This is a genomic window from Halomonas sp. GXIMD04776 (genome assembly GCF_049808615.1).
Taxonomy (GTDB): Bacteria; Pseudomonadota; Gammaproteobacteria; order Pseudomonadales; family Halomonadaceae; genus Modicisalibacter.
Genome location: NZ_JBNCAN010000037.1, coordinates 1 through 24,489, shown reverse-complemented (window position 1 = coordinate 24,489; position 24,489 = coordinate 1). Strand labels below are relative to the sequence as shown.

Here is a 24,489-nt window from a genome sequence, read left to right as displayed (position 1 = left end):
CTGGCGCGGAACTTGACGTTGGGCATGGCACTGTCTGGGTGAATGGCGATATTCGCTATATTGCCATGCAGTTCAGTAGGTTAGAAGCATTCCTGGGGGCCGGTCTCACGGATTCAGGTGATGGCCAGCACTCCTTGCTCCCAGTGAGTCGTTTGATTTTCGCCAAAAATGAATAACGTATGATTGATTTGTGTGTACGGGTTATAGCCAAACGGCAAGATGGCATGAACTTGCTTGCCGTCGTTCAGATACTTGACTAGCGCTTTTTGCACGCTTTCATCGTGCAGCAAGGGTAATGCCTGATCAGGATAACGGCGCTGCGACGGAGTTTGCGCTTGATCCTCGCTCAATAACTCGGCTAGCTGTTTTAGTGCATCTCGAGCATCGTCGGTTTTCATGACATTTAACTCCATGCCCTACACTTTATATTATTGGCTTTTTGGATAACCGGACTACAGTTATCTGTACAGCATAGTCCAAGAATCTACCGACAATTGAACTATCGACATTCAAATTCCGCCACCAGCGCCGCGTAGACGAAACCGTCCTGGCTGCCGACAAAGACACGTTCGTCGCGAAATGATCTATGACGCCATCTGTGCACTGCCCGTCGGTGAGCTGAGAAAAGAGCTGATTCATTGACTGCGACAAGGCAAGTCAACTCATAAGCCACGCCGCGGCCAAGTGGGCCGGCGCGATCGCAGATGCAGCAGGGATTGAGTTGGGGATGCCTCCAGGCATGGGCCCTGTTGACTCTAACGACCAGAAAGCTGAATTTGACGTTTCTGAGCCGACGCTCACTCACGCCAGAGGTAGGGATTTTGGGCGAATTTAAAAAACGCAGGCCTAGGGTGGTTCTGTTCAGCGATGGCAAATGCCTTGTCAAAACCGGTTTAGCAACGGCTCTCCAACAGCAAAAAATAAATTCACCACACGCTGCCTATTTACTACCCAGCCTTTCCATGACCTGAGATCGCTTTCAAACACTATCCGTAAGTAATTATTTTCAATGGATCATATGATGCCGGCGAGTGGACTCGAACCACCGACCTACGCATTACGAGTGCGTTGCTCTACCAGACTGAGCTACGCCGGCACGACGAGAAAATAACCATGAAGGCTCAGGAGCCTATTCCCGTCAATTGGAATCAAGCAGCGACTTAGTGGCATCGGGACCGGATTCAACCGCTCTCTTTGGCATTTTCGTTGCGTATCTTCTCGGCGAGCTTGCGCAGATAGCTGGGTGTCACGGATGCGATACCCGCTTCCTTCATGGCATTCGCCAGTCGTAGATACGCCTCGGCATCGCAATCGGCGAGTCGTGCCTCTTCCTGCTCAAGCTCCGTCATTCCTACCCGATCTCCTTGCTGTCCATTGGCCATCGCCATCTGTCATGGCGGGCATCGTAGTTTAGCAAACCATGCCATGCCAGGACCTTGCGTCGCCTCAGGAATTTGCACCCGATCTGTAAAACAATGCAACAGATTGTAGAGCTGCCCTAGCCTCTCTCTGGTAGCTGCCTGGCCGGATTCCCTGCCACCGTCGCGCCGTCTGGTACATCCCGAGTGACCACGCTGCCCGCGCCTACGATGGCGTCTTCGCCGATGGTGACACCGGGCAGGATGATCGCAAGCCCTCCGATCCAAACGTTTCGGCCGATGGTGACAGGGTGGCCAAGCTCCAGCCCTTGGTCCCGATCGGCCGGGTCGCGGGGATGATCGGCGGCGTAGATCTGCACCCCTGGCCCGATCTGCGCCATATCGCCGATACGGATGGGACAGACATCGAGAAGCACGCAGCCGTAATTCATGAAGACATCGTCTCCCAGAAAGATGTTGTAGCCATAGTCGATCGAGAACGGCGTCCTGATCGCGCCACGCTCGCCCAGGGCGCCAAGGCAGCTCGCGAGAAGCTCACGGCGAAAACCGCGATCCTTAAGCGTCGTCTGGTTGTAGGCATGCATGAACGCTTGCGCCTTTTCACGATCCTGGAACAACTCATCATCGCCGGGATGGTAGAGCGCTCCCGCGATCATCTTCCCCTTTTCGGTCATGCCGCATCAGCTCCGATGGTTTCAATCGAACAGGATCACCTGACGGATCGCCTCTCCCCTGGCAAGACGATCGAAACCTTCGTTGATGTCTTCCAGCTTGATGCGATGGGTCAGCAGCTTGTCCACCGGCAGGCGGCCTGCCATGTAGAGCGCGATATACTCGGGAATATCCAGCGCAGGCACATGGCCGCCCAGGTAGGAACCCAGGAAGCGGCGCTCTTCGGCCACCATCTTGGTCGGACTCAGCTCGACTCGCGTGTCGGGATGGGGCAACCCGGCGGTGACGGTGGTGCCGCCCTTGCCCGTGGCGGCCAAGGCGAACTCCAGCGCCGGCCCCACCCCCGCGAACTCCGCGGCGATATCCACGCCACCATTGCTAAGCGCCTGCACCTGCTCCACGGCATCATCATTCGCGGAATTGACGACATGCGTCGCGCCGAACTGCTTCGCCATGTCCAGCTTATCCTGGGCGATGTCCGCCGCGATCACCTGGCTGGCACCGCCAGCGATGGCACCGAGCACCGCGGATAGCCCCACACCACCGAGCCCGACCACCAGCACCGACTGACCGGCGCGCAGCCCGGCGGAGTGTACGACGGCACCCACGCCGGTGAGCACCGCGCAACCGAACAGGGCGGCAATCTCGAAAGGCAGGTTCTTGTCGATCTTGACCGCCGAACGACGCGAGGTCACCGCGTGCTCGGCAAAACCGGACACGCCAAGATGATGATTGATCGCGTCACTGCCTTGATGCAGCCGATGATCGCCACTCAGCAGCACGCCTTCGTTGTTGGCCTTGGCGCCAGGCGCACAGAGGGCTGCACGACCGGCAAGGCAGTAATCACAGGTGCCGCAACTGGGCACGAAGGAGAACACCACATGATCGCCCACCGACAGATCGTCGACCCCGTAGCCCACCTCCACGACCTCGCCGGCGGCCTCGTGACCAAGCGCCATGGGTAATGGCCGTGGTCGGTTGCCATCGATCACCGATAGGTCCGAATGGCATAGGCCCGCGGCATGCACACGCACCAGAATCTCGCCATTGCCCGGGGCATCGAGCTCCACTTCCTCGATCCTCAAGGGCTGGGAGTCCTTATAGGGCGTTTGCGCCCCCATTTCTCTGAGTACCGCCGCGCGGGTTTTCATGACAACGCCTCCTGTCGCTTTTCGATCGCATTCAATGATCGGTGTCCTTGGTAAAGGTCTCGTCGTTCTCTCCGGTGAAGAAGTGGCGACCGTAGATCAGCAGGCACAGCCCCACCCCGACCGCGAACGCCCAGGAAGCACCCTGGGCGGCGAGCACCGCCGCGGTGACGCCGGCGATGCCGAGATCACGCTGGCTACGCGCCTGCATGATGCCGATGCGCACGCTCACATAGCCCTGGATCAGCAGGGTCAAGGCCAGCGCGACCCCCAGGATCGGCTCCACCATGCTGACGATGGGCATCAGGAGCAGGCCGGTGTTCGTGCCCCAGCGAAAGGATCCGGCGCCGCCGAAGATGGAATCCATGGCCTTGCGCCCTTCCTTGAAGCGCTCGACGATCACCACGTGCATGGCGGCCCACAGCGGGCCGCACATCGCCACGTCTGGCCCGATGATGCTCATGGTGGCGTTGCGTCCACCGAAGATCATGTGGGCACGATCCGGATCATAGTCCACCTCCTCATCTGGGCGGCTCTCGTCCGCTTCTCGCAGTAGCGCCTTGCCCTGCAGCACATCGCCGAACAGCACGATATAGGCTGCCAGCATGGTGGGAATGGCCTGCAGGAACATCCCGGGTGACGGCAGGCCCAGGCCGAACACGGTGTACTCGGTCCACAGAGTCATGAAGTCCGGGGAGGTGATGCCCCATTCGATGCTCGGCCAGGGCGCCTCGCCGAACAGCGGCGCCAGCACGATGGCGATGGCGATGATGGGAAAGATGCCGAGCTTGCCCAGGGTGGCCCAGAAAGCGTTTCGGGTCTTCAGCTTATTGAAATGCTGGGAGAAAATCAGATAGAAGGCGATGCCGATGGTGATCGAAATGGTCCAGGGAAAACTCTCGAAGCGCCCGCCCACCTCGAACACCGAGATCACCGCGGCGATGCCGGCACCGATGATGATGCCTGCCTTGATGGCCGGCGGCACGAGGCTGACCACCCGTCTGGACAGCCCCGACAGACCCAGTCCGATACAGAACACCCCCAACAGTAACTGAAAGGCGATCAGCGCATGGACACGATCGGGCCCCTCCGGGAAGGTCTCGCAATAAGCGATCAGCAGCGGAATGGCCGGCGTGATCCAGCCCGGCACTACCGGATCGCCCAGCAAGTGATGCGCAAGGTACAAAAAGCCATTGAGCAACACCACCGCAAGCGCTGCCTCGAAGGGCATACCCAGCAGCTCGGTCATCAGCGGGATGGCGGCCAGGTCCACCGCGCACATGAGTAGGCCCTGAAAATAGTCGGGCCATTCGAAGCGATAGTGAAGAAATGGCAGCCGGAACTTGAAGGGTCCGAGGGGCCAGTAGAGCGTCTCGCCGTCCGAACGTCGGTAATCACGCATGATGTTGTTATCTCAGGTCAGGAAGAATGATCCCCATCAGCGTGTGAAGAGATTGACACCGAAGATGCGTGTCGTGATGACAAGGAGACTATGCACGAGCCTGTTCACCCGCCGTTCCAAACTATGGGTCGGAACCGATAGGGCGTCAAATATCGAGGCGGTGCATTCGTCCGAAGTAAAACTGGGAAAGAAGCCATTGAAAGAGCACCTGAATCAAGTGCTCCTCATACAAAAGCCAGGGATATCATTTAGCGCACGATGATCACAGCACAGGCCGCAACATGCAGTACCCGGTGGGAAACACTTCCAATCACCAGGCTTTTTATATCGCTATTACCGCGACTACCCATGACGATGGCATCGACGCCGAGTTGCTGGGCCTCGGATACAATTTCCTTGGCAGGATGCCCTGCGCGAACAATGGGGGTCACTCGCTCATATTCAATCTGCGCTGCTTGGCAGGCCTGCTCGATGAGCCCATGACCCGCAGATTGCACGAGTTCTTCAGCATTGGTTGCCGGAACGCCGGCGGAGCGTCCCAGCGCATCCTCGGCCAGGGGAATTTCCTGAATATTGAGTACGTAGAGCTGGCCCTGCCCATCATTGAGTAGGTTGGTAGCCAACTTTAGCGCCTTCTGCGACTGCGCCGAGCCATCGACGGGTACAAGGATCGACTGATACATGGTGGCCTCCGAATTATCTGTAGTGAGCAATCATGAGCCCTTCACCATTCAATCTAGCGTAATTCGAGGGAGACTCCTTGATCTAGGTCAATGGAGTGATGGTCGCCAGTATGCTGTCAGCTCTGTAGATAATTCTGTAGGTAGTAAAGTGCCACCAAGCACTTGTGCCGCAGGGGGCTCGCATACAGGGGGTTGTATGACGATAGAAATGGAGGAAATACCATCAGCAAAAGCCGCCTTGAGGGGCGGCTTCTAAAATATGCAAGCAGTTAATTTCACTGCTTTTTTTTGTGGTGCTGGCACCAGGAGTCGAACCCGGGACCTACTGATTACAAGTCAGTTGCTCTACCAACTGAGCTATGCCAGCGCCTAACGAAGCGTTGGCGTGGCTGGGGTAGCAGGACTCGAACCTGCGAATGCCGATACCAAAAACCGGTGCCTTACCACTTGGCTATACCCCAGCAATATGGTGGCCAGAGACGGAATCGAACCGCCGACACGAGGATTTTCAATCCACTGCTCTACCGACTGAGCTATCTGGCCGCTGCCAACGGGGACGTATTTAAACGTAAAGGCCCAGGCCGGTCAAGCCTTCCAATTCAGAAAGATGCCAAGCCTCGCATGGCAATACGTTCATGACGAGGGTGGTACATAGCCTTCCGCCTGATCGGTGTCACGATTGTCAAGAAAGCGCTCCATCTGTTCCATCAGATACTCCCGCGTCTGGGGCTCGAGTAGATTGAGATGCTTCTCGTTGATCAGACGGGTCTGCTGAGCCTGCCATTCGTCCCAGGCCTGCTTCGACACGGTGCGTTGAATCTCCAGCCCCTTTTCACCAGGTAATGGAGGAAACGGCAGGGCTTCTAGTTCCTGCTGATACTTACGACAGAATACGGTCTGACTCAATGGTCGTTCTCCTCGGCGTGAGTGGTCAATTGCGATAGGCGATCGAGTAGCGACTTGACCGGTGCAGCAAGCCCAATGCTGGCAGGTGTACGCGGGTTATACCAGTGTCGACCCGACTCACCGACAACGTTCAGTTCAGTATCGAGCATTGCCGGTCGCGGCTGGATCCTCAAGCGAAAGTGACTAAACGTATGCACGAACTCGTCCCAGGAGGGTTCAAGCCGGGCCTTGGGCACATGCTCAGCAAGCCATTCCTGCATGGCCCGCTCATCATCGAACTGCGGAAAACACCACAGACCGCCCCATATGCCACTGGGAGGTCGCTGCTCCAGAAGTATCCGGCCCTCGTGATCGCGCAACAATAACATTTGCGTACTACGCTCGGGCTGCGTCTTGCGTGGCTTGCTTTCGGGGAAGCGACGTTCTTCACCATGAGCATGGGCCCAGCAGACATCGGCAAAGGGGCAAAGCAGGCAACTGGGCTTACTGCGCGTACACAGCGTCGCCCCAAGATCCATCATGGCCTGGGTGTAGTCGGACAGACGCGTCTCGGGAGTGTAGTGCTCGGCAAGCTGCCACAACGTCCGCTCCACGGCCGGTCGACCCGGCCAGCCTTCGACGCCATGCAGGCGACTCAGTACGCGCTTGACGTTGCCATCGAGAATGACCGCCCGCTCCCCGGTACTAATACTGATGATAGCCCCGGCGGTCGAACGCCCGATACCAGGAAGCGCGGTCATTGCCTCGAGACTGTGCACCGGGAATTCGCCCCCGTGCTCGGCCACTACGATCTGTGCCGTACGATGCAGATTGCGCGCTCGGGCGTAATAGCCAAGCCCGGTCCATAAATGCAGCACCTCGTCCTGAGCGGCCTCGGCCAAGTCCTCGACGCGAGGGAAGCGCGCCATGAAACGGTCATAATAAGAAATGACCGTCGCAACCTGGGTCTGCTGCAGCATGATCTCGGAGATCCAGACCCGATAAGGTGTCTTGTTCTGCTGCCAAGGCAACGCCTTGCGACCATGACGATCGAACCACTCGAATAAGCGCGCCTGAAAGGCACCCGACGTCAGATCAATGGGATGTAATTGACTCATAGGTCCACGACATGAAAACGGCACAAAAAAGCGCCGACTGAGAAGTCGGCGCAACAACTGGCTTGCTAGTGATGCTCACTTGAATAGACCGCGTAGAGCGTCACCGAGTTCCTCGCTGGCATCTTTTCCTAGGCGCTTTTCAAGCTCCTTGCCGATCTTCTCGTCAATCTTCTCGCTGGCCTTGCGCTTGACCTCGTCTCGGGCAAGCTCGGTCAAGGACTGCTGAAAGGCCTGGCGGTCGAAGCCGCACCATTGCTTGGGCTCACTCTCAAGCGTGCCTTCGCAATGCAAAGGAAGTGGCACGCGCTCTAGACGTGGATTGACATTGCAGGCGGCATCCGCCGTATCGACAAAACGTGCGCGAGCGTCATAATCGAAGCGCTGAGTCGGCAGGTTCAGCTGGCCGTCTCCGGTGAGTTCGATACCGGGAATGACGATCTTGAGATCCTCGTTACTAGCGACACCGTCGATCACTCGAACGCTGCCCGACAAGCGTTCGAAACGGGTATCCTTGCTCCAGTCGCGAGTAGTTTTTTCGCCCTCTAGCATTGCCACTGCCGTGCATAGTTCCTGAGAGACATTGACATCGAACACGGCGCCATCTGCCACCTGAAAATTGGCGGTGCCATTGAGATTACTGACCAGAGTATCCAGCGCATTGGTCTTCGAGGTGAAATCTCCCTCGAGATTCAGATGGCCGCGCAGCGGCGATGGCTCGCCACTGAAATCCTCGACCAGAGGTACAATCTGCACACCTTTTAGCCGCGGAGTGAATGCCCAGCGAATGGGTGTTTCTCGTACATTCAATTTGGCACCGACGTTGAGTGTACCGTCATAGAGCCGGGCATCGAAACGCTCCAGCGCCAGACGGCCGTCACTGCCCTGGAGCACTAGGGAGGGCCGCATCAGGGTCAGATTCTTGACCTTGAGCTCCGTTAGCGAAAGCTGACCATCCAGGGACAGATCGCGTAGGGCCTCGACCGGCACCAGCTCACCTGCCTCCTCCTGGGCATAGGCAGAGTCAACTCCCAGTGGCGCGAGCAGGGCCGTATTTTCATCACCCGCGCCGTCGTCCTCCACCGGCGGTAAGTAGTCATCGAGGTTCAGGCGCTCGCCCTCGAGATTGAATGTATAAGAGCGACCGTCCAGCCCGACTCCCAGTTGTCCGCCAAAGGTGTTGTCATCGACGACCAAGGTGAGGTTGGTCAAGTTGGCCTGCTGCATATCACCTTTTAGTGGACTGGTAAGTGCTACCTGGGTCAGCGCTTCGTCATCGGCGGTGTTCAGCTCGCTGCCGAAACGCTCTATCCAGGATCGCAGCGAGAGCGGAGCCAGCTTGACTTGCCCGGTATAGTTCGGTGACGTCAAAAGCTCGGTGAAGGACAGCGTGCCGGTCAGCTTGAGTCCTTTTTCGCTGGTCAACAGCAGATCGTGTACTTGAGCGGTTTGTTGCTCGGTATTCGCTTCGCCCTCGAAGTTCAGAGTCAATGGCAGCGGTTTCTCACCCAGCGCGGGATGCTCGAGGTTGGCCTTGAGTTCAGCGCCCTCGAGTCGATAGTCGCCGCTATTCAGTTCGCCAAGCACCTTCTTGGCCTTGAGGGAGAACGTCTGGCGACGATCCGGCAGTTCCGCCATTTCAGTTTGTGTCTCGAGATTCAACCCCTCGAGCACGTAGCGACCGTCGTCCAAACCAAGACGCACCTTGCTCTTGAGATCGACCTTGCTGGAAAGTCCCGGTGCGACGCTGTCGACCACGAAATGACTCTCGACGGGAAAGGCGTTCGCCGGATTGACATTGCTACTGCTGATAACCAGGTCGCGCACCGTGACGTCCAGGTCGCCGCGTCGATCGGCGTAGCTGATCTGGCTGTTGCTCACCTCGATACTGGCGATATCGAGCGCCACATCAGGACCACCCTGTTTCATGGCGGGTCCCGCCGACGCCGGGGCCAGGGCCTTCTCGGACTCCTCGCCCTGCAGCCGCTCGAGAAGCGTCTCCCAGTTGCCACGTCCTTGCTCGTCGCGCACGAGTTCGAGACGCATGCCATCCATGGCCACGCCATCGATGGCGATCTCACCCGATAGCAGAGGCGCAAAGGCCAGACTGACCCCGGCGCTATCGATAGCGGCAAAGGGGGCGTTCTCTTGACGCTGCCTGGGCAGCCAGGCACGCGCGTCCTCCACGCTGACACCCAGGCGCGGATAGAACGACCAGCTCAAGGGCCCTTCCAGAGCCAGTTCCAGACCGCTTTGTTCACGCACTGCTTCGATTAGCCGTGGTTTGAGGTCATTGGGATCGAAGAAGGTGGTTACATAGACCACGGCGGCCACCACTATCAGCCCCAACACCCCAACGACGGCCAATAGTGCCCGTACCAACCTTTTCATCAATAACCTCCTGCTGCCAACGGATTGAGCTCGAAATAGAAGCCGCTGGCCTTGGGGCGATAGCCCAGACGGGTTAACAACAGCTGATCTTCCAACTGCAACTGATTGGCTTCGACACGTAGCGCCTTGCCCTGCTCATGGGCTGCTTCGGCAATGAGCGCTAGTAGACGCGAGCCAATTCCCCGCCGCCGCATGCTCTTGCGCACGCAGAAATGAGCCAGCCACCAGGCTTCTGTCTTCTTTTGCACGCTGACCGCCGCCAACAGTCGATCATCGAACAAGGCACAGCAAAACACGCCACCGCTTTTTAAATGCGACTCAACGAATGCATCGGCGACCTGCGGCAGACGCTCACTTGGGGCATCATGATAGATGCGTGCAAGATCGGCTTCCACTTGGCTATGCTTTAACCAGCACGCATGGTCGACTTCCGTGAGCGTTACCGCCATGCTCTATCTCCTTGATGCCAATATCGCCCCGAGGTTCCTTACTTCGCATTGTAGCGGATGGCGATAACGATTCTCTATAATGACAGGTCAGGTCGAAGAAGTGTTCCTTCTAATTCAAGGCCATTGATCCTTTACCCTTGCATCAGCTACTTGAATGGAGCTCCCAGATGGAGACAGCCCGGCTGGATAGCCCGGACATGGCGGAGCGTATCGCCACGGTGTCCCGCGATACCCTTGAAACCCAGATCAAGGTCAGTGTGAATCTGGACGGCCAAGGTCATTTCGTCGCCGAGACCGGTGTGCCGTTTCTCGATCACATGCTCGAGCAGATCGCCCGTCATGGCCTTATCGACCTGGACATCCACGCCAAGGGTGACCTGCATATCGACGAGCACCATACCGTCGAGGATCTCGGCATCACCCTCGGCCAAGCCTTCGCCAAGGCGCTCGATGACAAGCGCGGCATTCGCCGCTATGGCCATGCCTATGTCCCGCTGGATGAGGCCCTGTCCCGAGTGGTGATCGATTTTTCCGGTCGCCCTGGTCTTTTCATGGACGTCGAGTTCACTCGTGCCGCCATCGGCCGCCTGGATACCCAGCTGTTCTGGGAGTTCTTCCAGGGTTTCGTCAATCACGCCCAGGTGACGCTGCACATCGACAACCTGAAGGGATTCAACGCCCATCACCAGATTGAGACCATTTTCAAGGCGTTCGGCCGGGCGCTACGCATGGCGGTGGAACGCGATTCCCGCATGGCCGGACAGATGCCTTCCACCAAGGGCAGCCTTTGACACCCAACCCCAAGGAGCGAGCATGACGATTGCCGTCATCGACTATGGCATGGGTAACCTGCACTCCGTCGCCAAGGCGCTGGAGCACGTGACCCACGAACATGTGGTGATCACCCGGGACACCCGCGTCATCGCCGGCGCCACCCGGCTGGTACTGCCTGGCCAGGGCGCCATTCGCGACTGCATGGGCGAACTGGAACGTGCCGAACTGAAAGGCCTGGTGCTGGAGCTACTCGCCGCCCAATCCAAACCGCTGCTGGGCATCTGTGTTGGCCAGCAGATGCTGATGGACGCCAGCGAAGAGAATGGCGGCACCGGCTGCCTGGGCTTTCTACCGGGGAAGGTCCGCTATTTCGGTCAGAACCTGTACGATGATCATGGCGAACGCCTCAAGGTGCCGCACATGGGTTGGAACCAGGTACGTCAGCACCATGACCACCCGCTCTGGGAAGGCATCGAGGATGGCACGCGATTCTATTTCGTGCATAGCTACTACGTAGAAGCCGAGCGGGATGGCGACGTCTTCGGCACGACGCGCTACGCAGGCGTCGACGCCCACGTCGCGACGAGTCGCGATGCGGTATTCGCGGTGCAGTTCCACCCCGAAAAAAGCGCCAGCAATGGCCTGAGGCTACTCGAGAATTTCGTGAACTGGGCGCCCTGAGCCGCGCCGCCAGTATCACACCACCGCCAACGTTGGATTATCTCTGCGGCGACCGATGATTCGCCGCGTTGACGAGGACACGACATGCTGGTTATCCCCGCCATTGATCTCAAGGACGGTCAATGCGTCCGCCTCAAGCAAGGACGCATGGACGACGTCACCCGCTACGGTGACGACCCGGTGGCCATGGCAGCGCGCTGGGTCGAAACCGGCGCTCGACGTCTGCATCTGGTGGATCTCAATGGCGCCTTCGAAGGCAAGCCGGTTAATGGCGAGGCGGTCACCGCCATTGCCCGCGCCTATCCGGATCTGCCGATCCAGATCGGTGGCGGCATCCGCTCGGCGGCTACCATCGAGCACTATCTGGCAGCCGGGGTTTCTTATGTGATCATCGGCACCCAGGCGGTCAAGGAGCCGGCCTTCGTCAACGAGATGTGTCGCCTGTTCGAAGGCCACGTGATCGTCGGCCTCGACGCCCGGGACGGCTTCGTCGCCACCGATGGCTGGGCGGAGGTCTCGACTCTCAAGGCCACCGAGCTTGCCAAGCGTTTCGCCGACGCCGGCGTGTCCTCGATCGTCTACACCGATATCGCTCGGGACGGCATGATGCAGGGCGTCAATATCGGCGCCACCGTGGAAATGGCCCGGGGAGGCGGATTGCCGGTGATCGCCTCCGGCGGCGTGACCGATCTCGACGATATCCGCCAGCTCGCCCGAGTCGCCGACCAGGGCATCCTCGGCGCCATCACCGGACGCGCTATCTACGAGGGCAGCCTCGATGTCGCCGAGGCACAGCGCCTGTGCGACGAATTCGACGCCACTACTGCGAGAGAGGACTGATCATGGGGCTTGCCAAACGCATCATACCCTGTCTGGATGTCGACGCCGGTCGGGTGGTCAAGGGCGTCAATTTCGTCGGCATCCGCGATGCCGGTGATCCGGTCGAGGTCGCCAAACGCTACAACCAGCAGGGTGCCGATGAGATCACTTTTCTCGACATCACCGCCAGTCATGAGGATCGCGGGACCACGGTGGAGATGGTCAGTCATATCGCCGGTGAAGTCTTCATTCCGCTGACCGTGGGCGGCGGCATCCGCACCTGCGACGATATCCGAACCATGCTCAACGCCGGCGCTGACAAGGTCTCGATCAACACCGCCGCCGTGATCAACCCTGACTTCGTGCGCGAGGCGGCCGAACGCTTCGGCAACCAGTGCATCGTGGTGGCCATCGATGCCAAGCGCGTTTCGGTCGAAGGCGAATCGCCGCGCTGGGAAATCTTCACTCATGGCGGCCGCAAACCCACCGGCCTGGACGCCGTGGAATGGGCGCGCAAGATGGTCGACTACGGTGCCGGCGAATTGCTGTTGACCAGCATGGACCGCGACGGCACCCGTGCCGGTTTCGATCTGGAACTGACCCGGGCGATCGCCGATGCGGTGCCCGTACCGGTGATCGCCTCCGGCGGCGTGGGCAATCTCGACCATCTGGTAGAAGGCATCACCAAGGGTGGTGCCGATGCAGTACTGGCCGCGAGTATCTTCCACTTCGGAGAATACAGCATTCCTCACGCTAAACGTCATCTGGCCGAGCACGGTATCGAAATGCGTTTATGAGGTTATTCAGCACACTCGTTCTAGCTCTGCTATTGACGGCCGCCAGCCCTGCTCACGCCGAAACGGCACCGTCCTTTTGGAGTCATGATCATGGACTGGTGCAAACCAGTCTCTTCACTCAACATTTTAGATCGGATTCCGAGCATAACGAGCACCAAAACCTGATTGGCTTCGAGCTACACAACCCGGGGCGCTGGTTCGCCGGAATAGCCTGGTTCAAGAATTCCTTCGACCAGCCTACCTGGTATTTCTATGGCGGGCGTGAAATTTCATTGTGGCAACTTAGCCATGGTATCGAGGTCCGGGCCAAACTCTCGGCCGGCTTACTGCGCGGCTACAAAGGTGACAAGCGCGACAATATTCCGCTCAACCATTTCGGTATAGCGCCAGCGATATTGCCCACTATTGGCGTGCACTGGAAGCGCCTGGAGGCGGACCTGATCGTCTTCGGTACCGCCGGGATGATGTTTACCGGCGGCCTGCGCTTCTAACGCATCATTCGAGTAATTACTCCAGGCTCAAACCCAGATTGCTGACGCCTTCGTTACGTCCCAGGCGGCGTAGTGACTTGAGTGCCTCACGATCCAGCGTTGTCTCCACGCTCTCCAGCACCATCGCCTGAAAGTCATGCTCTTCATCCATCAAGGGATGAGCTCGCAGCCGGGCGGCGTTACGCTCTTCATTGTCGTCGTCACGGCCTTCGGTCATTTCCACGAAGGCTTGTACGCCGTTGCGCGATACCCGGCTGACTTCTAGCGGTGCCTCCGGAGCGTCGCCCTGCAAGGCATCGAGTACCGCCGCCAGTGCCATGACGGTTTCCGTGGCGCGGCGAGCACCAAAACTATCATCGTCGCCCGGCGGTTCGAATTCGGATAGTTTCTCTGCCTGGCGAGCGAAATCGATACGCGCCTCACGCACCTGTAGCGCTTCCCATACCAAGTCTAGGATGACCAGCACCCCTCGAATATCACCCTGCCCCGTCATCTGAACATAGAGGGCGTAATTGGGTACCAACCGTTCGCACAAGACGGCCATGAAGGCCAGTTGCTGGCGTCGGCTTAATTGGCGTAGCCGTGCCCGAAAGCCTTGCTGGGGTGCTTGTTTCATAGAACTCCTCGTTGGAAAGACCTCTGGCTTGCGATCATCATGGCCATAAAAGATCGGGATTAACGCGTCCTTTGGCATCGAAGGCCACGCCTTCGGCTCGCAGTTTTTCGCGTTGGCGCACGGCGCTACCGTGTTCGGTGACCTTGAGGCCGGCATTGATCACCCGGTGCCAGGGCAGATCGTGACCGCTGGGCAAGTGGCCCATGGCACTGCCCACCGCCCGGGCTGTGGCTCCATCAGTCATCTTGGCGATACGTCCGTAGGTAGTCACACGCCCTTCGGGAATCTGGGCGACAATGGTGTAGATCTGCTCGAGTAGCTCACTTCTTGCCATGGGAACGTCTCGTAAGCGGAATCGGTTAATATCGGCACTAGACGCTGCCTCTTCGCTTATTCATCATGATTGCATCATGCATATCTATTTTCTTCAGCACGCTGCCTACGATGGCCCAGCTCGCTTGGCCGACTGGCTTGTCGGCATGGGCCACAGCCACAATGTTAGCCATCTCTACGCTGGCGAAGTCCCACCACGCCTCGAGGATTGCGATGGATTGATCCTGCTCGACGGTCCTCAGGATTTCAATAACGAGGAGCACCACCCTTGGCTCAAACGCGAAAAGAAGCTAGTCACCCGTGCGCTCAAGAGCGGCAAGCCGGTGCTAGGCATCGGCTTGGGTGCGCAGCTGATCGCCGCGGGGCTAGGTGCCATCGTCTCCCGAGGCACCTATGCCGAAGTGGGCTGGCACTCGATCACTCTAGCGCCGGAGAGCCCCTTCGATCTGCCCGAGCAGTTCGAGGCCTTCCATTGGCACCGCGATATCTTCGGTCTTCCTGAAGATGCCCTGCCTTTGGGCGCCAGTTCGGCCAGTCCGGTGCAGGGCTTCACCTGGGACCGGGGCAGAGTCGTTGGGTTACAGTGCCGCCTGGAGGTCACGCATGCCAGCACCGAAGCACTATTGGCGCACATGCCTGAAACCTTGGGGACTCCCGGCCCCTTCGTGCAGAGTCGCGAGGAGATATTCGCCGATGCTCGACGCTTCGATCGCCTCGCCGCGCTGCTGGATCGGGTGCTGCTGCGCTGGGTAACGAGTACCGCTTAGGAAAGCTCTGTTAACAACGTTTGGTGATATTGCCAGTCGCTGACAAAGGCCAGGCAGCTTTCCCAATCACCGACATGCAAGTAGGTGTGGGCGTGCTTTTCAAGCTGGTGTCGATATAACGGATCGTAGTATTCGGTCAGTAGCGGCGCAAGCCAGGCCTCATGCGCCTGGGTATTACCCCGCTCGTGCTCGCGAAAGGCCAATTGTTGTAGCCGTGACAAGCGCGCGAGTCGAGCACTGCCTAGACGTTTTTTTAGCCGGCCCAGGGCATTGCCAAGCTGCTTGCGCATCAGTGCCCAACCCAGCCATTCACCGTACTGGCGGCGATAGATCGTCCATAGATCCTCGATATAGTCCTTGTGGATACGTGCCAGGCGCCAGTCCAATGACATCTCCACCCGTATTCGAGGCGAGCGCTCCATCGCCTGCCAGAATGTCAGCGGAATATTGGCGACACCGATATGCCGTGACTCATCCTCCAGCACACAGCCACCCGCAACCCCCATGAGACGTCGAGCCAGCGCGTGTTCGAAGTCGATCTGCGAGGGCGCCGGTAGCGGATGGCGGCCGAAGGCCGATCCCTTGTGCCGAGCACAGCCTTCCAGATCGACACTATTCTCCAGGCGCTGTACCAGTTCGGTCTTGGCGCAACCGGTCAGGCCGCCGACGATGAGCATGGGACGACCGGCGGCGGTGTCGATGCGCTCACACAGCGCACTGCGCATGGCCTTCCAGCCACCACGGATGCGTGGACGCTCGATGCCGGCCTCCAGCAGCCATTGCTGGGCGGTCTCTGAGCGCAACCCGCCTCGAAAACAGTAGATCACCGCCTGTGGATCCGCATTGATCGCACGCTGCCAGGCAGCTATCCGGGACGTTTTGATGCTGCCAGTCACAAGACGATTGCCAAGCTCGATCGCCGCCTGCTGGCCGTGCTTCTTGTACGCGATACCGACCTTGTGACGCTCCTCGTCATCCATCAGCGGCAGATTAATGGCACCAGGCAGGCTACCCTCGGCAAACTCCACCGGTGCCCGCACATCGATCAGCAGACGATTCTGGCGTAGCAGTTCGAGATCCGGCTCGACCAGGGACAAACTCACCCCCGCACCTCGATCAGTGCCTCACCTTGGGCCTTGAGGCATTCGCCAAAGGACTCGAGCTGCAGATCATAAGCCCGACCGATGCGCTCGACATCATCGGCCCAGGAGGGATGAACCGTTAGCAGCAGTCCACCGGAGGTCTGAGGATCGCACAACCACTGCCAATGCGCCTCGTCCATGGCCGGCAACTTGGCCCCCAACGCCTGACGATTGCGAGCACTGCCCCCGGGCACCGCACCCTGGCGCCGGTAGGCCTCGGCTTCGGCCAGACGCGGCAATCGCTTATAATCGATGCGCGCCTTGACGCCACTGGCAGCGCATATCTCGGCGAGATGCCCGGCCAAACCGAAGCCGGTCACGTCGGTCATCGCATGCACACCGGACACCCGGGCCAATTCGGTGCCGATGACATTGGACTTGAGCATCGTCTCCCGGGCCAGACCATGGTGACCAGGCTGAAGCAACCCCTGCTTCTCGGCGGTCGTCAGAAGTCCTACCCCCAGAGGTTTGGTGAGATAGAGAAGATCGCCAGGCTGGGCATTCTTGTTAAGCTTCAAATGCTCAAGCTCTATCAGGCCATTGACCGCCAGGCCGAAGATCGGCTCCGGCGAATCGATAGAGTGTCCGCCCGCCAGCGCCAGGCCCAATTCACGACATACGGCCTGGGCACCGGCTATTACGTCACCGGCAACATTCGCGCTTAGCTTTTCTAACGGCCAACCAAGAATGCCCAACGCCAAAACAGGGGAGCCGCCCATGGCAAACACATCGCTGATGGCGTTGGTCGCCGCGATCCGGCCAAAATCGAAGGGGTCGTCGACAATGGGCATGAAGAAATCGGTGGTGGCGATCATGCCGCGACCATCGCCCAGATCGTAGACGGCGGCATCTTCGCGGCCCTGATTGCCGACAATCAGCTTTGAACTGCCGGCACCGGGCCCAGCCTTGGACAGAATCTCATCGAGCACGTCCGGGGCGATCTTACAGCCACAGCCAGCGCCATGGCTGTACTGGGTCAGTCGAATAGCACTCATCGAGCATCTCCTTGCCAATAATTCTTGTATTCTAACTCAGCGATGGGCAGAGGTTCACAGTGCTTCTAGGGCCTCGGCGAGCTTATCCACGGCGATTACCTGCATGCCAGCAGGCGAGGACTTGGGCGCATTGGCCCGGGGCACGATGGCCCGGGTGAAGCCATGCTTGGCGGCCTCGACGATGCGCTCTTGGCCGCTGGGTACCGGACGGATCTCACCGGACAGCCCCACCTCGCCAAACACCACCAACTCCCGAGGCAGCGAGCGATTCTGCAGACTCGAGACGACCGCCAGCAATACCGCCAGGTCGGCACTGGTCTCAAGCACCTTGACCCCGCCCACTACGTTGAGAAAAACATCCTGATCCCCGGTAAACAAGCCGCCATGACGGTTCAACACCGCCAACAGCATGGCCAGCCGGTTGGGGTCGAGCCCCACCGCGACGCGGCGAGGATTACCCAGCGCCGAATCGTCGACCAACGCCTGTACCTCGACGAGGATCGGCCGAGTGCCTTCCCAGACCACCATCACCAGACTGCCCGGTGCCTGCTCCTCGTTTCGCGACAGGAAGATGGCGCTGGGGTTCTTCACCTCCTTCATGCCATGCTCGAGCATGGCGAATACACCCAGCTCGTTGACCGCCCCGAAACGATTCTTCTGCCCACGCAGGGTACGAAAGCGCGAATCGGCCCCGCCCTCGAGCAGCAAGGAAGCATCAATCATGTGCTCGAGCACCTTGGGTCCGGCCAGGGTGCCATCCTTGGTCACATGCCCGACCAGCAACAGCACGGTGTTGGTCTGTTTGGCGAAACGAGTCAGGGCACTGGCGGATTCCCGCACTTGGGCTACGCCACCTGGCGCCGAACTGATGTCTTCGAGGTGCATGGTCTGAATGGAATCGATGATCAGCACCTGAGGTCGTTCACGTTCGGCAACCCCGAGGATCATTTCGACGCTGGTCTCGGCAAGCATCTTCAGCCCTTGGGTGGGCAGCTGCAGACGATGGGCACGCATCGCTACCTGGGAGAGCGATTCCTCGCCCGTGACGTAGAGTGCGCTGCGCTGCTGAGCTAGTTTGCAGGCCACCTGCAACAACAATGTCGACTTGCCGGCTCCAGGATTGCCGCCCAGCAGCACCGCCGACCCCGGCACCAGACCGCCGCCCAGCACTCGATCGAACTCGCCGAAGGTCGATGAGAAGCGCGGCACCTCGGACAGATCTACCGCCGCCAGATCGACCACTTCCCGCGAGACCGCACCGGCGTAACCACTGCGCCCGCTCGCCGCCGGGCCAGCGACAGCTCGTGGGGACGACAAGCGTATCTCGGTCAGGGTGTTCCATTCACGACAGCTCGAGCACTGCCCTTGCCACTTGCTGTATTCGGCACCGCACTCGGTACATACGAAGGCACTCTTCGCTTTTGCCATGCTGGCTTCTCTTTGCTCCTGCTCTTGGCGACGTTTACCGGCTGTTGTTACATTCTATACAAACATCGAGGGCGGCTCATTGGCCGCCCTCGGTACATCAGCGCATAACGAAAGAGTACTACTGGCGCTGTAGGCGCAGCATCTCACCGTTCTCGAAACGACGCAGTTGGGGATCGATCAGCTCGAGAGTGTTGGGATCGAGCTTGAGGAAATAGTAGATCTGCCCTTCTCCTTGAGGCGTCAGCTCATAAACCGTTGCTTCCGGATCATTGGCCGTGCCGCTGATGACATCCCACTGCCCTTGATAGGTCTCGGCAGGAGGATTCTGGGGATGCTCGCGATAGCTGGCTTCGAGATCGAAGGTACGTTCAGCAGCGCTTGCCTGCTCATCGCCTTCCAGCGTGACGTCAATATCGATTCCCGCACAGTTACGGCACGGCAATGTACCTTGATACGTTGTGCCTTGCTCTTGAGCGGTGGTCATGCCGGGCGATCCGCCCTGCTGAGTGCCGGTGGCGCAACCCGCCAGCAAGGCGAGCATTGCGGAACCCGCCAGCAATGTCCTGATCTGCATATGAATCCTCCTAACGGTTGGGTCTAGCGCCATCCACCATGGCGTTCTGGTCTAACAGGATAACGGCAAGCTACGCTCGATGACAGCCTTGCAATAACTCGTCTCAGTCTAAAGTCGGACGGTCAGTGTATCCTTCGGTGTCACCGCCGTAAAATGGCTCGGGATCAAGCTCGTTGAGCTTCAGTGCGATACGCGCCCGATATGAGGTGGATGAGCGAAAATAATTGTACAGCTTCATGCCGTGCTCCTTGCTCGATGATAACGTACCACCTGCTGATCGATGGCGCCGAAGATGCTGCTACCACTGCGATCGAACATCTCGATGCGCACCCGGTCACCGAAACGCAGGAAGGGTGTATGGCTGTCACCATGCAGAATCTTCTCCACCATGCGCACCTCCGCCAGACAGCTGTAACCGACACCACCACTCTGTACAGGCTTGCCTGGCCCGCCTTCGGGCCCGGGGTTCGACACGGTGCCAGACCCGATGATGGCACCGGCCCCCAGATAGCGGGTGCGTGCCGCATGCGCGACGAGCCGAGGAAAGTTGAAGATCATGTCCGGGCCGGCCTGGGGCTCGCCGAATTTCTCGCCGTTAAGATGCACCGTCAACGGCAGATACACCCGGCCATCCTGCCAGGCATCGCCCAGTTCGTCTGGGGTCACGGCGATCGGCGAAAAACTTGAGGCCGGCTTGGCCTGGAAGAAACCGAAGCCCTTGGCCAGCTCGCCGGGGATCAGCCCTCTCAGACTGACGTCGTTGACCAGCATGATCAGCTTGATATGGCTCATTGCCTGCTCTTCGCTGATCGCCATCGGTACGTCGTCGGTCACCACGGCGATCTCGCCCTCAAAGTCGATACCGTGATCTTCGCTGATCGCTTCGATATCGCCCTGCGGCGCCAGGAAATGGTCGCCGCCGCCCTGGTACATCAATGGATCAGCCCAGAAGCTCTTGGGCATCTCGGCACCGCGAGCCTGACGTACCAGCTGTACATGGTTGAGATAAGCAGAACCATCCGCCCAATGGTAGGTGCGTGGCAGGGGGGAATGCAGTCGATCCAGCTCGAGATCGAAAGCCTCCTGGCAGCGGTCTGCGTTTAGCTCGGCGTAGACCCGCTCGAGACGCGGTGCCAGGCGGTCCCAGTCTTCTAGTGCACGCTGCAAGGTAGGAGCGATGTCCGAAACACGCGCACCTCGGCTCAGATCGCGAGATGCCACGATCAGCTCACCGTCACGGCTCTGGTTCAAGCTCGCTAGCTTCATGTCTCATTCCTTTGGCATATGAAGGGTGTAAACCATGCTTGGATTAAGTGGTATTCGGATCGAAATGCGATCCTAGGCCCTGCCAGACATCGACGTAGTCTCGCTGACGAAATTCAGCGTCGAGGGCCGCTGGAGTTGGGTGGAAGACATAGCGGCTTTCGAACATGAACGCCAGGGTCTCCGCCTGGTAGTGCGGCTCGAGCTTGGCCTGGGTGGCCTTCTCGAAGGTCTGGGCATCTGGCCCGTGCGGTGACATGCAATTGTGCAGACTGGCTCCGCCGGGCAGAAAGCCCTCCGCCTTGGCATCGTACTCGCCTTGGATGAGCCCCATAAACTCGCTCATCAGGTTGCGATGAAAATAGGGCGGGCGAAAGGTATGCTCGGCCACCATCCAGCGCGGCGGAAAGACCACGAAGTCGATATTGGCCATCCCTGGCGTATTGGACGTCGAAGTCAGCACGGTAAAGATCGAAGGATCGGGGTGATCAAAACTGACCGTATTGACGGTGTTGAAATTGGCCAGGTCGTATTTGTAAGGAGCGTAGTTGCCGTGCCAGGCTACTACGTCCAGCGGTGAATGGTCCAGGCGCGCCGTCCAGAACCTTCCGGAGAACTTGGCCACCAGTTCGACGGCGTCCTGCTTGTCCTCGTACCACGCCACCGGCGATAGGAAGTCCCGCGGATTGGCCAGGCCGTTGGCACCGATCGGCCCTAAGCCGGGCAACTCCAAAGGACTTGCGTAGTTTTCGCAAATATAGCCACGGGCGGCACCCGTATCATCTCCTAGGCGCACCTGAAATTTGATGCCCCGAGGGATCACAGCGATCTCGCCCGGAGTGATATGCAATAGGCCGAACTCGGTGCGCAATAGCAATGCGCCCTGCTGAGGCACGATAAGCAGCTCGCCATCCGCATCGTAGAAGAAACGCTCGGACATGTCCCGGTTGCAAGCGTAGAGATGTACAGCACAGCCGAACTGAGCAGAGGCATCTCCATTGACGGCCATGGTCAGCAAGCTGTCGATGAAATCCATCGGTTCGTCGGGCAAAGGAAGCGGGTCCCAGCGCATCTGATTGGGGTCCGCCGCCACATGGGTCAGTGGCGAGGTTTCCACCCAAGAGTTTGCCAGTGCGCGATACTCGGATTGCGCCACGGAAGGGCGAATGCGATACAGCCAACTGCGCAGGTTATGGTTGCGCGGTGCAGTGAAGGCCGAACCACTCAACTGCTCCGCGTAGAGACCATAGTGACAGCGTTGTGGTGAATTCTGCCCGACCGGTAAGGCACCTAGTAAGGCTTCACTGGCGAAGTGGTTGCGAAAGCCGCTTTGATAATGGAGGTCACCTTGCATGGCTGACATGGCCCGAACCTCTTGTTTCTGATGATATGTGTATCGATTGACGCTCATTATGGAAAACCATCAATTGGGCCACAATGTAGCGCATCGACCAAGCATCATGGAGTGATCCCGGCCGTGTGGGTAAAAACCAAGGCCAGCACCATCGGCATGACGACCAGACTGCCTAGATTGCCAATCAATACCAATGAGGCAACCTTGTGCGGTTCCTGCTGATATTGCTCGGCCAACAGATAATTGAGTACCGCTGGCGGTAGCGCCGCAAACACCCACAATGACGCGGCCTGTAGTCCTTGCAGCTCGAGCAGGAGGACCAAGGGCCAGGCCAGGATCAAGCCGCTGGCGGGACAAACCACGGCGCCCAGTAACCCCGTTCGCCAGTCACCAAAATCGATGTCGAGCATACGCACGCCCAAGGCAAACAGCATCAGCGGGATGGCGACACCTCCGAGCATGTTCAGCGCCTCCAACAGCCATCCCGGTAGCGATATACCGAGCAGATTCACCCCGAGGCCCGTCAGGCTGGCGAGCACTATCGGCATGCGCAGCACCCGCCACAGCGGCGTGCGAGGATCGAGCATGTAAAGGCCTACCGAGAAATGCAGCAGCATTTCGATGACGAACAACACCACGGCCGCCGGTAATGCCGCCTCACCGAATGCCAGCACCATGAGTGGAATACCCATGTTGCCTGTATTGTTGAACATCATGGGAGGCAGGAAGGTTCGCAGATTCAATCGAAGCAGCTTGGTCAATGGCCACAGCAGTACCCCCGATCCCAACACGATGACAGCCGCCGCCAGCGCCAGTGTTGCATATTCCCGAAGCGGCGCCTCTCGATCGGCGAGTACGGCGAACACCAGCATGGGCACGAAAAGCTCCATGTTGAGAGTGTTCAGCCCGCGAATGTCCGGCGTGCGAAAACGCCCATAGAGCGTCCCACAACCGGTAATCAAGAAGACGGGGAGCAGGGTCGAGATGATCTTTGCAAGCATGGCGGGATTCCGACCAAACAAAGCCTGACAGCCTACCATGACGGCGCTTGCGCAGTCCGTCTCGCCACGTCACCATGATCGAAAGTCTACCTGCCGATGCGAGAGCCCATGAGCAAGTTCTGGAGTCCCAAGGTGCGTGAGCTGACGCCCTACGTACCCGGTGAACAACCCCGCGAGCGTTTGATCAAGCTGAACACCAACGAAAACCCCTACCCGCCAGCGCCGGGGGTGGAACAGGCACTGCGCGACTACCCATCGGATCATCTGCGTCTCTACCCCGATCCCGAGGCCGCCGCGCTGCGAAAGGCACTGGCCGAGGAGTTCGGTGTCGAGCCGGATCAGGTGTTCATCGGAAACGGCTCCGACGAGGTACTAGCACTGGCATTTCAGACCTTCTTTCGGCAAGACAAGCCACTGGTCATGCCAGCGATCACTTACAGCTTCTATCCGGTCTATTGTCGCCTTTACGACATCGACTACCGCACCGTAGCGCTGAACGACAAGTGGCAAATCCCATTGCAGATGCTAGCCGGTGACAGCGGCGGAGTCGTCTTCGCTAACCCCAATGCGCCGACCGGGCACGGCCATGATCGACAAGCGATTGCAGAACTGCTCGACCGCGTTACCGAGCGCGTGGCACTGATCGATGAAGCCTATGTCGACTTCGGTGGCGAGACCACAATGCCACTCATCCAACAGCATCCCAATCTGCTGGTTACCGGCACCTTTTCCAAGTCACGCAGCCTGGCGGGCCTGCGTCTTGGGTATGCAGTTGGCTCGCGGGAGCTGATCGAAGGGCTGGAGCGGGTCAAGAACTCATTCAATTCCTATCCCATCGACAGTTTGGCTATCGTTGCCGGTGTGGCCGCACTCAAGGATCGCGAGCATTTCGATGCCTGCCGAGAAAGGGTCATCAGCACCCGGGAGCAGACACGGCAACGGCTGGAGACACTTGGCTTCGAGGTGCTGCCTTCACAGGCCAACTTCCTGCTCGTACGTCATCACGAGCAGGACGCTGGGCAGATTTACACCGGGTTACGCGAGCGAGGCATCTTGGTACGTCACTTCAATACCGAAGCGCTACGCGATTTCCTGCGCATCACTATCGGCACCGATAACGAGATGGACACCCTAATAGAAGCACTGGAAGCCATTTGTCATTGAGTTTTCGAAGGTCTACCACACACAACCCCCCAGCCTCGGCGAGGCTGGGGGGGTCGGATAAAGGCCTGACGAGGAGCGGGGCGGCCGTCCGCTGGCCGGCACTCCGGGACTCTACTCGTCTCTTCCCGAGACTCGCCCTTCGGGCCCGCTAAAGCGGTTCCCGTCG

The 24,489-nt window shown here is 59.0% G+C and carries 27 protein-coding genes, 4 tRNA genes and 1 pseudogene; 8 read left to right on the top strand and 24 right to left on the bottom strand.

From position 1 onward, the window contains the following. Nucleotides 1-113: 113 nt before the first annotated feature. Nucleotides 114-398: a hypothetical protein gene (locus ACPF7Z_RS18735; protein ID WP_425194758.1), complete on the bottom strand. Its 285-nt coding sequence runs from the start codon at nucleotides 396-398 to the stop codon at nucleotides 114-116. A gap of 133 nt (nucleotides 399-531) precedes the next feature. Here ACPF7Z_RS18735 and ACPF7Z_RS18730 point away from each other — a divergent pair. Beyond that, nucleotides 532-639: pseudogene (locus ACPF7Z_RS18730) on the top strand (IS30 family transposase); the annotation flags it as partial. A 383-nt stretch (nucleotides 640-1,022) separates the two neighbouring features. On the opposite strand, the gene ACPF7Z_RS18725 reads toward ACPF7Z_RS18730, so the two are convergent. The 13 genes from ACPF7Z_RS18725 to ACPF7Z_RS18665 all read right to left on the bottom strand — a co-directional run bounded on the left by ACPF7Z_RS18725 (nucleotide 1,023) and on the right by ACPF7Z_RS18665 (nucleotide 10,124). After that, a tRNA-Thr gene (locus ACPF7Z_RS18725) sits at nucleotides 1,023-1,096 on the bottom strand. An 85-nt stretch (nucleotides 1,097-1,181) separates the two neighbouring features. Continuing rightward, on the bottom strand, nucleotides 1,182-1,349 hold the full coding sequence (locus ACPF7Z_RS18720; RefSeq protein ID WP_425194757.1) for a hypothetical protein: 168 nt from the start codon (nucleotides 1,347-1,349) through the stop codon (nucleotides 1,182-1,184). A gap of 149 nt (nucleotides 1,350-1,498) precedes the next feature. Then, entirely contained in the window at nucleotides 1,499-2,053 is a 555-nt protein-coding gene (locus tag ACPF7Z_RS18715) for a sugar O-acetyltransferase (RefSeq protein ID WP_425194756.1), read from the bottom strand. Between the two features lie 21 nt (nucleotides 2,054-2,074). Then, complete coding sequence (locus ACPF7Z_RS18710) at nucleotides 2,075-3,202, bottom strand: zinc-dependent alcohol dehydrogenase family protein (protein WP_425194755.1); 1,128 nt, start codon at nucleotides 3,200-3,202, stop codon at nucleotides 2,075-2,077. Nucleotides 3,203-3,233: 31 nt separating this feature from the next. Beyond that, a complete protein-coding gene (locus ACPF7Z_RS18705; RefSeq protein WP_425194754.1) occupies nucleotides 3,234-4,601 on the bottom strand; it encodes a hypothetical protein in 1,368 nt (455 codons plus the stop codon). A 248-nt stretch (nucleotides 4,602-4,849) separates the two neighbouring features. Continuing rightward, on the bottom strand, nucleotides 4,850-5,284 hold the full coding sequence (locus ACPF7Z_RS18700; RefSeq protein WP_425194753.1) for a universal stress protein: 435 nt from the start codon (nucleotides 5,282-5,284) through the stop codon (nucleotides 4,850-4,852). Nucleotides 5,285-5,575: 291 nt separating this feature from the next. Beyond that, nucleotides 5,576-5,651, bottom strand: a tRNA-Thr gene (locus ACPF7Z_RS18695). Nucleotides 5,652-5,670: 19 nt separating this feature from the next. Next, a tRNA-Gln gene (locus ACPF7Z_RS18690) sits at nucleotides 5,671-5,745 on the bottom strand. Between the two features lie 6 nt (nucleotides 5,746-5,751). Further along, nucleotides 5,752-5,827: transfer RNA gene (locus ACPF7Z_RS18685), tRNA-Phe, on the bottom strand. A gap of 90 nt (nucleotides 5,828-5,917) precedes the next feature. After that, nucleotides 5,918-6,190: an oxidative damage protection protein gene (locus tag ACPF7Z_RS18680; RefSeq protein ID WP_425194752.1), complete on the bottom strand. Its 273-nt coding sequence runs from the start codon at nucleotides 6,188-6,190 to the stop codon at nucleotides 5,918-5,920. Next, nucleotides 6,187-7,287: an A/G-specific adenine glycosylase gene (gene mutY, locus ACPF7Z_RS18675; protein ID WP_425194751.1), complete on the bottom strand. Its 1,101-nt coding sequence runs from the start codon at nucleotides 7,285-7,287 to the stop codon at nucleotides 6,187-6,189. Before mutY ends, ACPF7Z_RS18680 begins: the two co-directional genes overlap by 4 nt. Before the next feature lie 75 nt (nucleotides 7,288-7,362). Then, nucleotides 7,363-9,675 carry an AsmA family protein gene (locus ACPF7Z_RS18670; protein WP_425194750.1) on the bottom strand — a complete coding sequence of 771 codons (2,313 nt, stop codon included), beginning with the start codon at nucleotides 9,673-9,675 and terminating at the stop codon, nucleotides 7,363-7,365. Then, nucleotides 9,675-10,124, bottom strand: coding sequence for an acetyl-CoA sensor PanZ family protein (locus tag ACPF7Z_RS18665; protein WP_425194749.1), 450 nt, complete (start codon nucleotides 10,122-10,124; stop codon nucleotides 9,675-9,677). Before ACPF7Z_RS18665 ends, ACPF7Z_RS18670 begins: the two co-directional genes overlap by 1 nt. Nucleotides 10,125-10,321: 197 nt before the next feature. Here ACPF7Z_RS18665 and hisB point away from each other — a divergent pair, with 197 nt between their 5' ends. The 5 genes from hisB (at nucleotide 10,322) to ACPF7Z_RS18640 (ending at nucleotide 13,686) form a co-directional block, all read left to right on the top strand. Then, nucleotides 10,322-10,915: an imidazoleglycerol-phosphate dehydratase HisB gene (hisB, locus tag ACPF7Z_RS18660; RefSeq protein WP_425194760.1), complete on the top strand. Its 594-nt coding sequence runs from the start codon at nucleotides 10,322-10,324 to the stop codon at nucleotides 10,913-10,915. A 22-nt stretch (nucleotides 10,916-10,937) separates the two neighbouring features. Beyond that, complete coding sequence (gene hisH / locus ACPF7Z_RS18655) at nucleotides 10,938-11,579, top strand: imidazole glycerol phosphate synthase subunit HisH (RefSeq protein WP_425194748.1); 642 nt, start codon at nucleotides 10,938-10,940, stop codon at nucleotides 11,577-11,579. 84 nt (nucleotides 11,580-11,663) lie between these two features. After that, complete coding sequence (gene hisA / locus ACPF7Z_RS18650) at nucleotides 11,664-12,419, top strand: 1-(5-phosphoribosyl)-5-[(5-phosphoribosylamino)methylideneamino]imidazole-4-carboxamide isomerase (protein WP_425194747.1); 756 nt, start codon at nucleotides 11,664-11,666, stop codon at nucleotides 12,417-12,419. 2 nt (nucleotides 12,420-12,421) lie between these two features. Beyond that, on the top strand, nucleotides 12,422-13,195 hold the full coding sequence (hisF, locus tag ACPF7Z_RS18645; RefSeq protein ID WP_425194746.1) for an imidazole glycerol phosphate synthase subunit HisF: 774 nt from the start codon (nucleotides 12,422-12,424) through the stop codon (nucleotides 13,193-13,195). A gap of 98 nt (nucleotides 13,196-13,293) precedes the next feature. Next, nucleotides 13,294-13,686 (top strand): hypothetical protein, encoded by a 393-nt coding sequence (locus ACPF7Z_RS18640; RefSeq protein ID WP_425194745.1) that lies wholly within the window; start codon nucleotides 13,294-13,296, stop codon nucleotides 13,684-13,686. A gap of 16 nt (nucleotides 13,687-13,702) precedes the next feature. Here the strand turns inward: ACPF7Z_RS18640 and ACPF7Z_RS18635 are convergent, their stop codons facing one another. Together ACPF7Z_RS18635 and ACPF7Z_RS18630 are read right to left on the bottom strand one after the other, a co-directional pair. Beyond that, nucleotides 13,703-14,302 carry a YjaG family protein gene (locus ACPF7Z_RS18635; protein WP_425194744.1) on the bottom strand — a complete coding sequence of 200 codons (600 nt, stop codon included), beginning with the start codon at nucleotides 14,300-14,302 and terminating at the stop codon, nucleotides 13,703-13,705. A 37-nt stretch (nucleotides 14,303-14,339) separates the two neighbouring features. After that, entirely contained in the window at nucleotides 14,340-14,636 is a 297-nt protein-coding gene (locus ACPF7Z_RS18630; protein ID WP_425194743.1) for an MGMT family protein, read from the bottom strand. Between the two features lie 76 nt (nucleotides 14,637-14,712). Between ACPF7Z_RS18630 and ACPF7Z_RS18625 the strand changes: the two genes are divergently transcribed. Further along, nucleotides 14,713-15,402 carry a type 1 glutamine amidotransferase gene (locus ACPF7Z_RS18625; protein WP_425194742.1) on the top strand — a complete coding sequence of 230 codons (690 nt, stop codon included), beginning with the start codon at nucleotides 14,713-14,715 and terminating at the stop codon, nucleotides 15,400-15,402. Here ACPF7Z_RS18625 and mnmH read toward each other — a convergent pair. The 8 genes from mnmH to ACPF7Z_RS18585 form a co-directional block, all read right to left on the bottom strand. Next, complete coding sequence (mnmH, locus tag ACPF7Z_RS18620; RefSeq protein WP_425194741.1) at nucleotides 15,399-16,505, bottom strand: tRNA 2-selenouridine(34) synthase MnmH; 1,107 nt, start codon at nucleotides 16,503-16,505, stop codon at nucleotides 15,399-15,401. The two genes, ACPF7Z_RS18625 and mnmH, sit on opposite strands and share 4 nt — an antisense overlap. After that, on the bottom strand, nucleotides 16,502-17,539 hold the full coding sequence (gene selD / locus ACPF7Z_RS18615) for a selenide, water dikinase SelD (protein WP_425194740.1): 1,038 nt from the start codon (nucleotides 17,537-17,539) through the stop codon (nucleotides 16,502-16,504). The genes mnmH and selD overlap by 4 nt, the downstream gene beginning before the upstream one ends. Before the next feature lie 54 nt (nucleotides 17,540-17,593). Then, entirely contained in the window at nucleotides 17,594-18,967 is a 1,374-nt protein-coding gene (gene radA, locus ACPF7Z_RS18610; protein ID WP_425194739.1) for a DNA repair protein RadA, read from the bottom strand. 118 nt (nucleotides 18,968-19,085) lie between these two features. Next, complete coding sequence (locus ACPF7Z_RS18605; RefSeq protein ID WP_425194738.1) at nucleotides 19,086-19,541, bottom strand: copper resistance protein NlpE N-terminal domain-containing protein; 456 nt, start codon at nucleotides 19,539-19,541, stop codon at nucleotides 19,086-19,088. Between the two features lie 103 nt (nucleotides 19,542-19,644). Next, nucleotides 19,645-19,779 carry a hypothetical protein gene (locus ACPF7Z_RS18600; RefSeq protein ID WP_425194737.1) on the bottom strand — a complete coding sequence of 45 codons (135 nt, stop codon included), beginning with the start codon at nucleotides 19,777-19,779 and terminating at the stop codon, nucleotides 19,645-19,647. Continuing rightward, the gene (locus ACPF7Z_RS18595; protein ID WP_425194736.1) at nucleotides 19,776-20,807 is read right to left on the bottom strand and encodes a fumarylacetoacetate hydrolase family protein; all 1,032 of its coding nucleotides are present in this window, start codon (nucleotides 20,805-20,807) and stop codon (nucleotides 19,776-19,778) included. Before ACPF7Z_RS18595 ends, ACPF7Z_RS18600 begins: the two co-directional genes overlap by 4 nt. Nucleotides 20,808-20,850: 43 nt before the next feature. Further along, nucleotides 20,851-22,158: a homogentisate 1,2-dioxygenase gene (gene hmgA, locus ACPF7Z_RS18590; protein WP_425194759.1), complete on the bottom strand. Its 1,308-nt coding sequence runs from the start codon at nucleotides 22,156-22,158 to the stop codon at nucleotides 20,851-20,853. Nucleotides 22,159-22,262: 104 nt separating this feature from the next. Next, nucleotides 22,263-23,159: an AEC family transporter gene (locus ACPF7Z_RS18585; RefSeq protein ID WP_425194735.1), complete on the bottom strand. Its 897-nt coding sequence runs from the start codon at nucleotides 23,157-23,159 to the stop codon at nucleotides 22,263-22,265. A gap of 108 nt (nucleotides 23,160-23,267) precedes the next feature. On the opposite strand from ACPF7Z_RS18585, the gene hisC reads away from it, so the two are divergent. Further along, a complete protein-coding gene (hisC, locus tag ACPF7Z_RS18580; RefSeq protein WP_425194734.1) occupies nucleotides 23,268-24,323 on the top strand; it encodes a histidinol-phosphate transaminase in 1,056 nt (351 codons plus the stop codon). Nucleotides 24,324-24,489: the final 166 nt, after the last annotated feature.

Excerpts from the sequence above, each read along its gene's own strand:
- ACPF7Z_RS18735 (WP_425194758.1), bottom strand. The coding sequence starts at position 398 with ATGAAAACCGACGATGCTCGAGATGCACTAAAACAGCTAGCCGAGTTA.
- ACPF7Z_RS18720 (WP_425194757.1), bottom strand. The coding sequence starts at position 1,349 with ATGACGGAGCTTGAGCAGGAAGAGGCACGACTCGCCGATTGCGATGCC.
- ACPF7Z_RS18715 (WP_425194756.1), bottom strand. The coding sequence starts at position 2,053 with ATGACCGAAAAGGGGAAGATGATCGCGGGAGCGCTCTACCATCCCGGC.
- ACPF7Z_RS18710 (WP_425194755.1), bottom strand. The coding sequence starts at position 3,202 with ATGAAAACCCGCGCGGCGGTACTCAGAGAAATGGGGGCGCAAACGCCC.
- ACPF7Z_RS18705 (WP_425194754.1), bottom strand. The coding sequence starts at position 4,601 with ATGCGTGATTACCGACGTTCGGACGGCGAGACGCTCTACTGGCCCCTC.
- ACPF7Z_RS18700 (WP_425194753.1), bottom strand. The coding sequence starts at position 5,284 with ATGTATCAGTCGATCCTTGTACCCGTCGATGGCTCGGCGCAGTCGCAG.
- mutY (WP_425194751.1), bottom strand. The coding sequence starts at position 7,287 with ATGAGTCAATTACATCCCATTGATCTGACGTCGGGTGCCTTTCAGGCG.
- ACPF7Z_RS18670 (WP_425194750.1), bottom strand. The coding sequence starts at position 9,675 with ATGAAAAGGTTGGTACGGGCACTATTGGCCGTCGTTGGGGTGTTGGGG.
- ACPF7Z_RS18665 (WP_425194749.1), bottom strand. The coding sequence starts at position 10,124 with ATGGCGGTAACGCTCACGGAAGTCGACCATGCGTGCTGGTTAAAGCAT.
- hisB (WP_425194760.1), top strand. The coding sequence starts at position 10,322 with ATGGCGGAGCGTATCGCCACGGTGTCCCGCGATACCCTTGAAACCCAG.
- hisH (WP_425194748.1), top strand. The coding sequence starts at position 10,938 with ATGACGATTGCCGTCATCGACTATGGCATGGGTAACCTGCACTCCGTC.
- hisA (WP_425194747.1), top strand. The coding sequence starts at position 11,664 with ATGCTGGTTATCCCCGCCATTGATCTCAAGGACGGTCAATGCGTCCGC.
- hisF (WP_425194746.1), top strand. The coding sequence starts at position 12,422 with ATGGGGCTTGCCAAACGCATCATACCCTGTCTGGATGTCGACGCCGGT.
- ACPF7Z_RS18635 (WP_425194744.1), bottom strand. The coding sequence starts at position 14,302 with ATGAAACAAGCACCCCAGCAAGGCTTTCGGGCACGGCTACGCCAATTA.
- ACPF7Z_RS18630 (WP_425194743.1), bottom strand. The coding sequence starts at position 14,636 with ATGGCAAGAAGTGAGCTACTCGAGCAGATCTACACCATTGTCGCCCAG.
- ACPF7Z_RS18625 (WP_425194742.1), top strand. The coding sequence starts at position 14,713 with ATGCATATCTATTTTCTTCAGCACGCTGCCTACGATGGCCCAGCTCGC.
- selD (WP_425194740.1), bottom strand. The coding sequence starts at position 17,539 with ATGAGTGCTATTCGACTGACCCAGTACAGCCATGGCGCTGGCTGTGGC.
- radA (WP_425194739.1), bottom strand. The coding sequence starts at position 18,967 with ATGGCAAAAGCGAAGAGTGCCTTCGTATGTACCGAGTGCGGTGCCGAA.
- ACPF7Z_RS18605 (WP_425194738.1), bottom strand. The coding sequence starts at position 19,541 with ATGCAGATCAGGACATTGCTGGCGGGTTCCGCAATGCTCGCCTTGCTG.
- ACPF7Z_RS18600 (WP_425194737.1), bottom strand. The coding sequence starts at position 19,779 with ATGAAGCTGTACAATTATTTTCGCTCATCCACCTCATATCGGGCGCGT.
- ACPF7Z_RS18595 (WP_425194736.1), bottom strand. The coding sequence starts at position 20,807 with ATGAAGCTAGCGAGCTTGAACCAGAGCCGTGACGGTGAGCTGATCGTG.
- hmgA (WP_425194759.1), bottom strand. The coding sequence starts at position 22,158 with ATGCAAGGTGACCTCCATTATCAAAGCGGCTTTCGCAACCACTTCGCC.
- ACPF7Z_RS18585 (WP_425194735.1), bottom strand. The coding sequence starts at position 23,159 with ATGCTTGCAAAGATCATCTCGACCCTGCTCCCCGTCTTCTTGATTACC.
- hisC (WP_425194734.1), top strand. The coding sequence starts at position 23,268 with ATGAGCAAGTTCTGGAGTCCCAAGGTGCGTGAGCTGACGCCCTACGTA.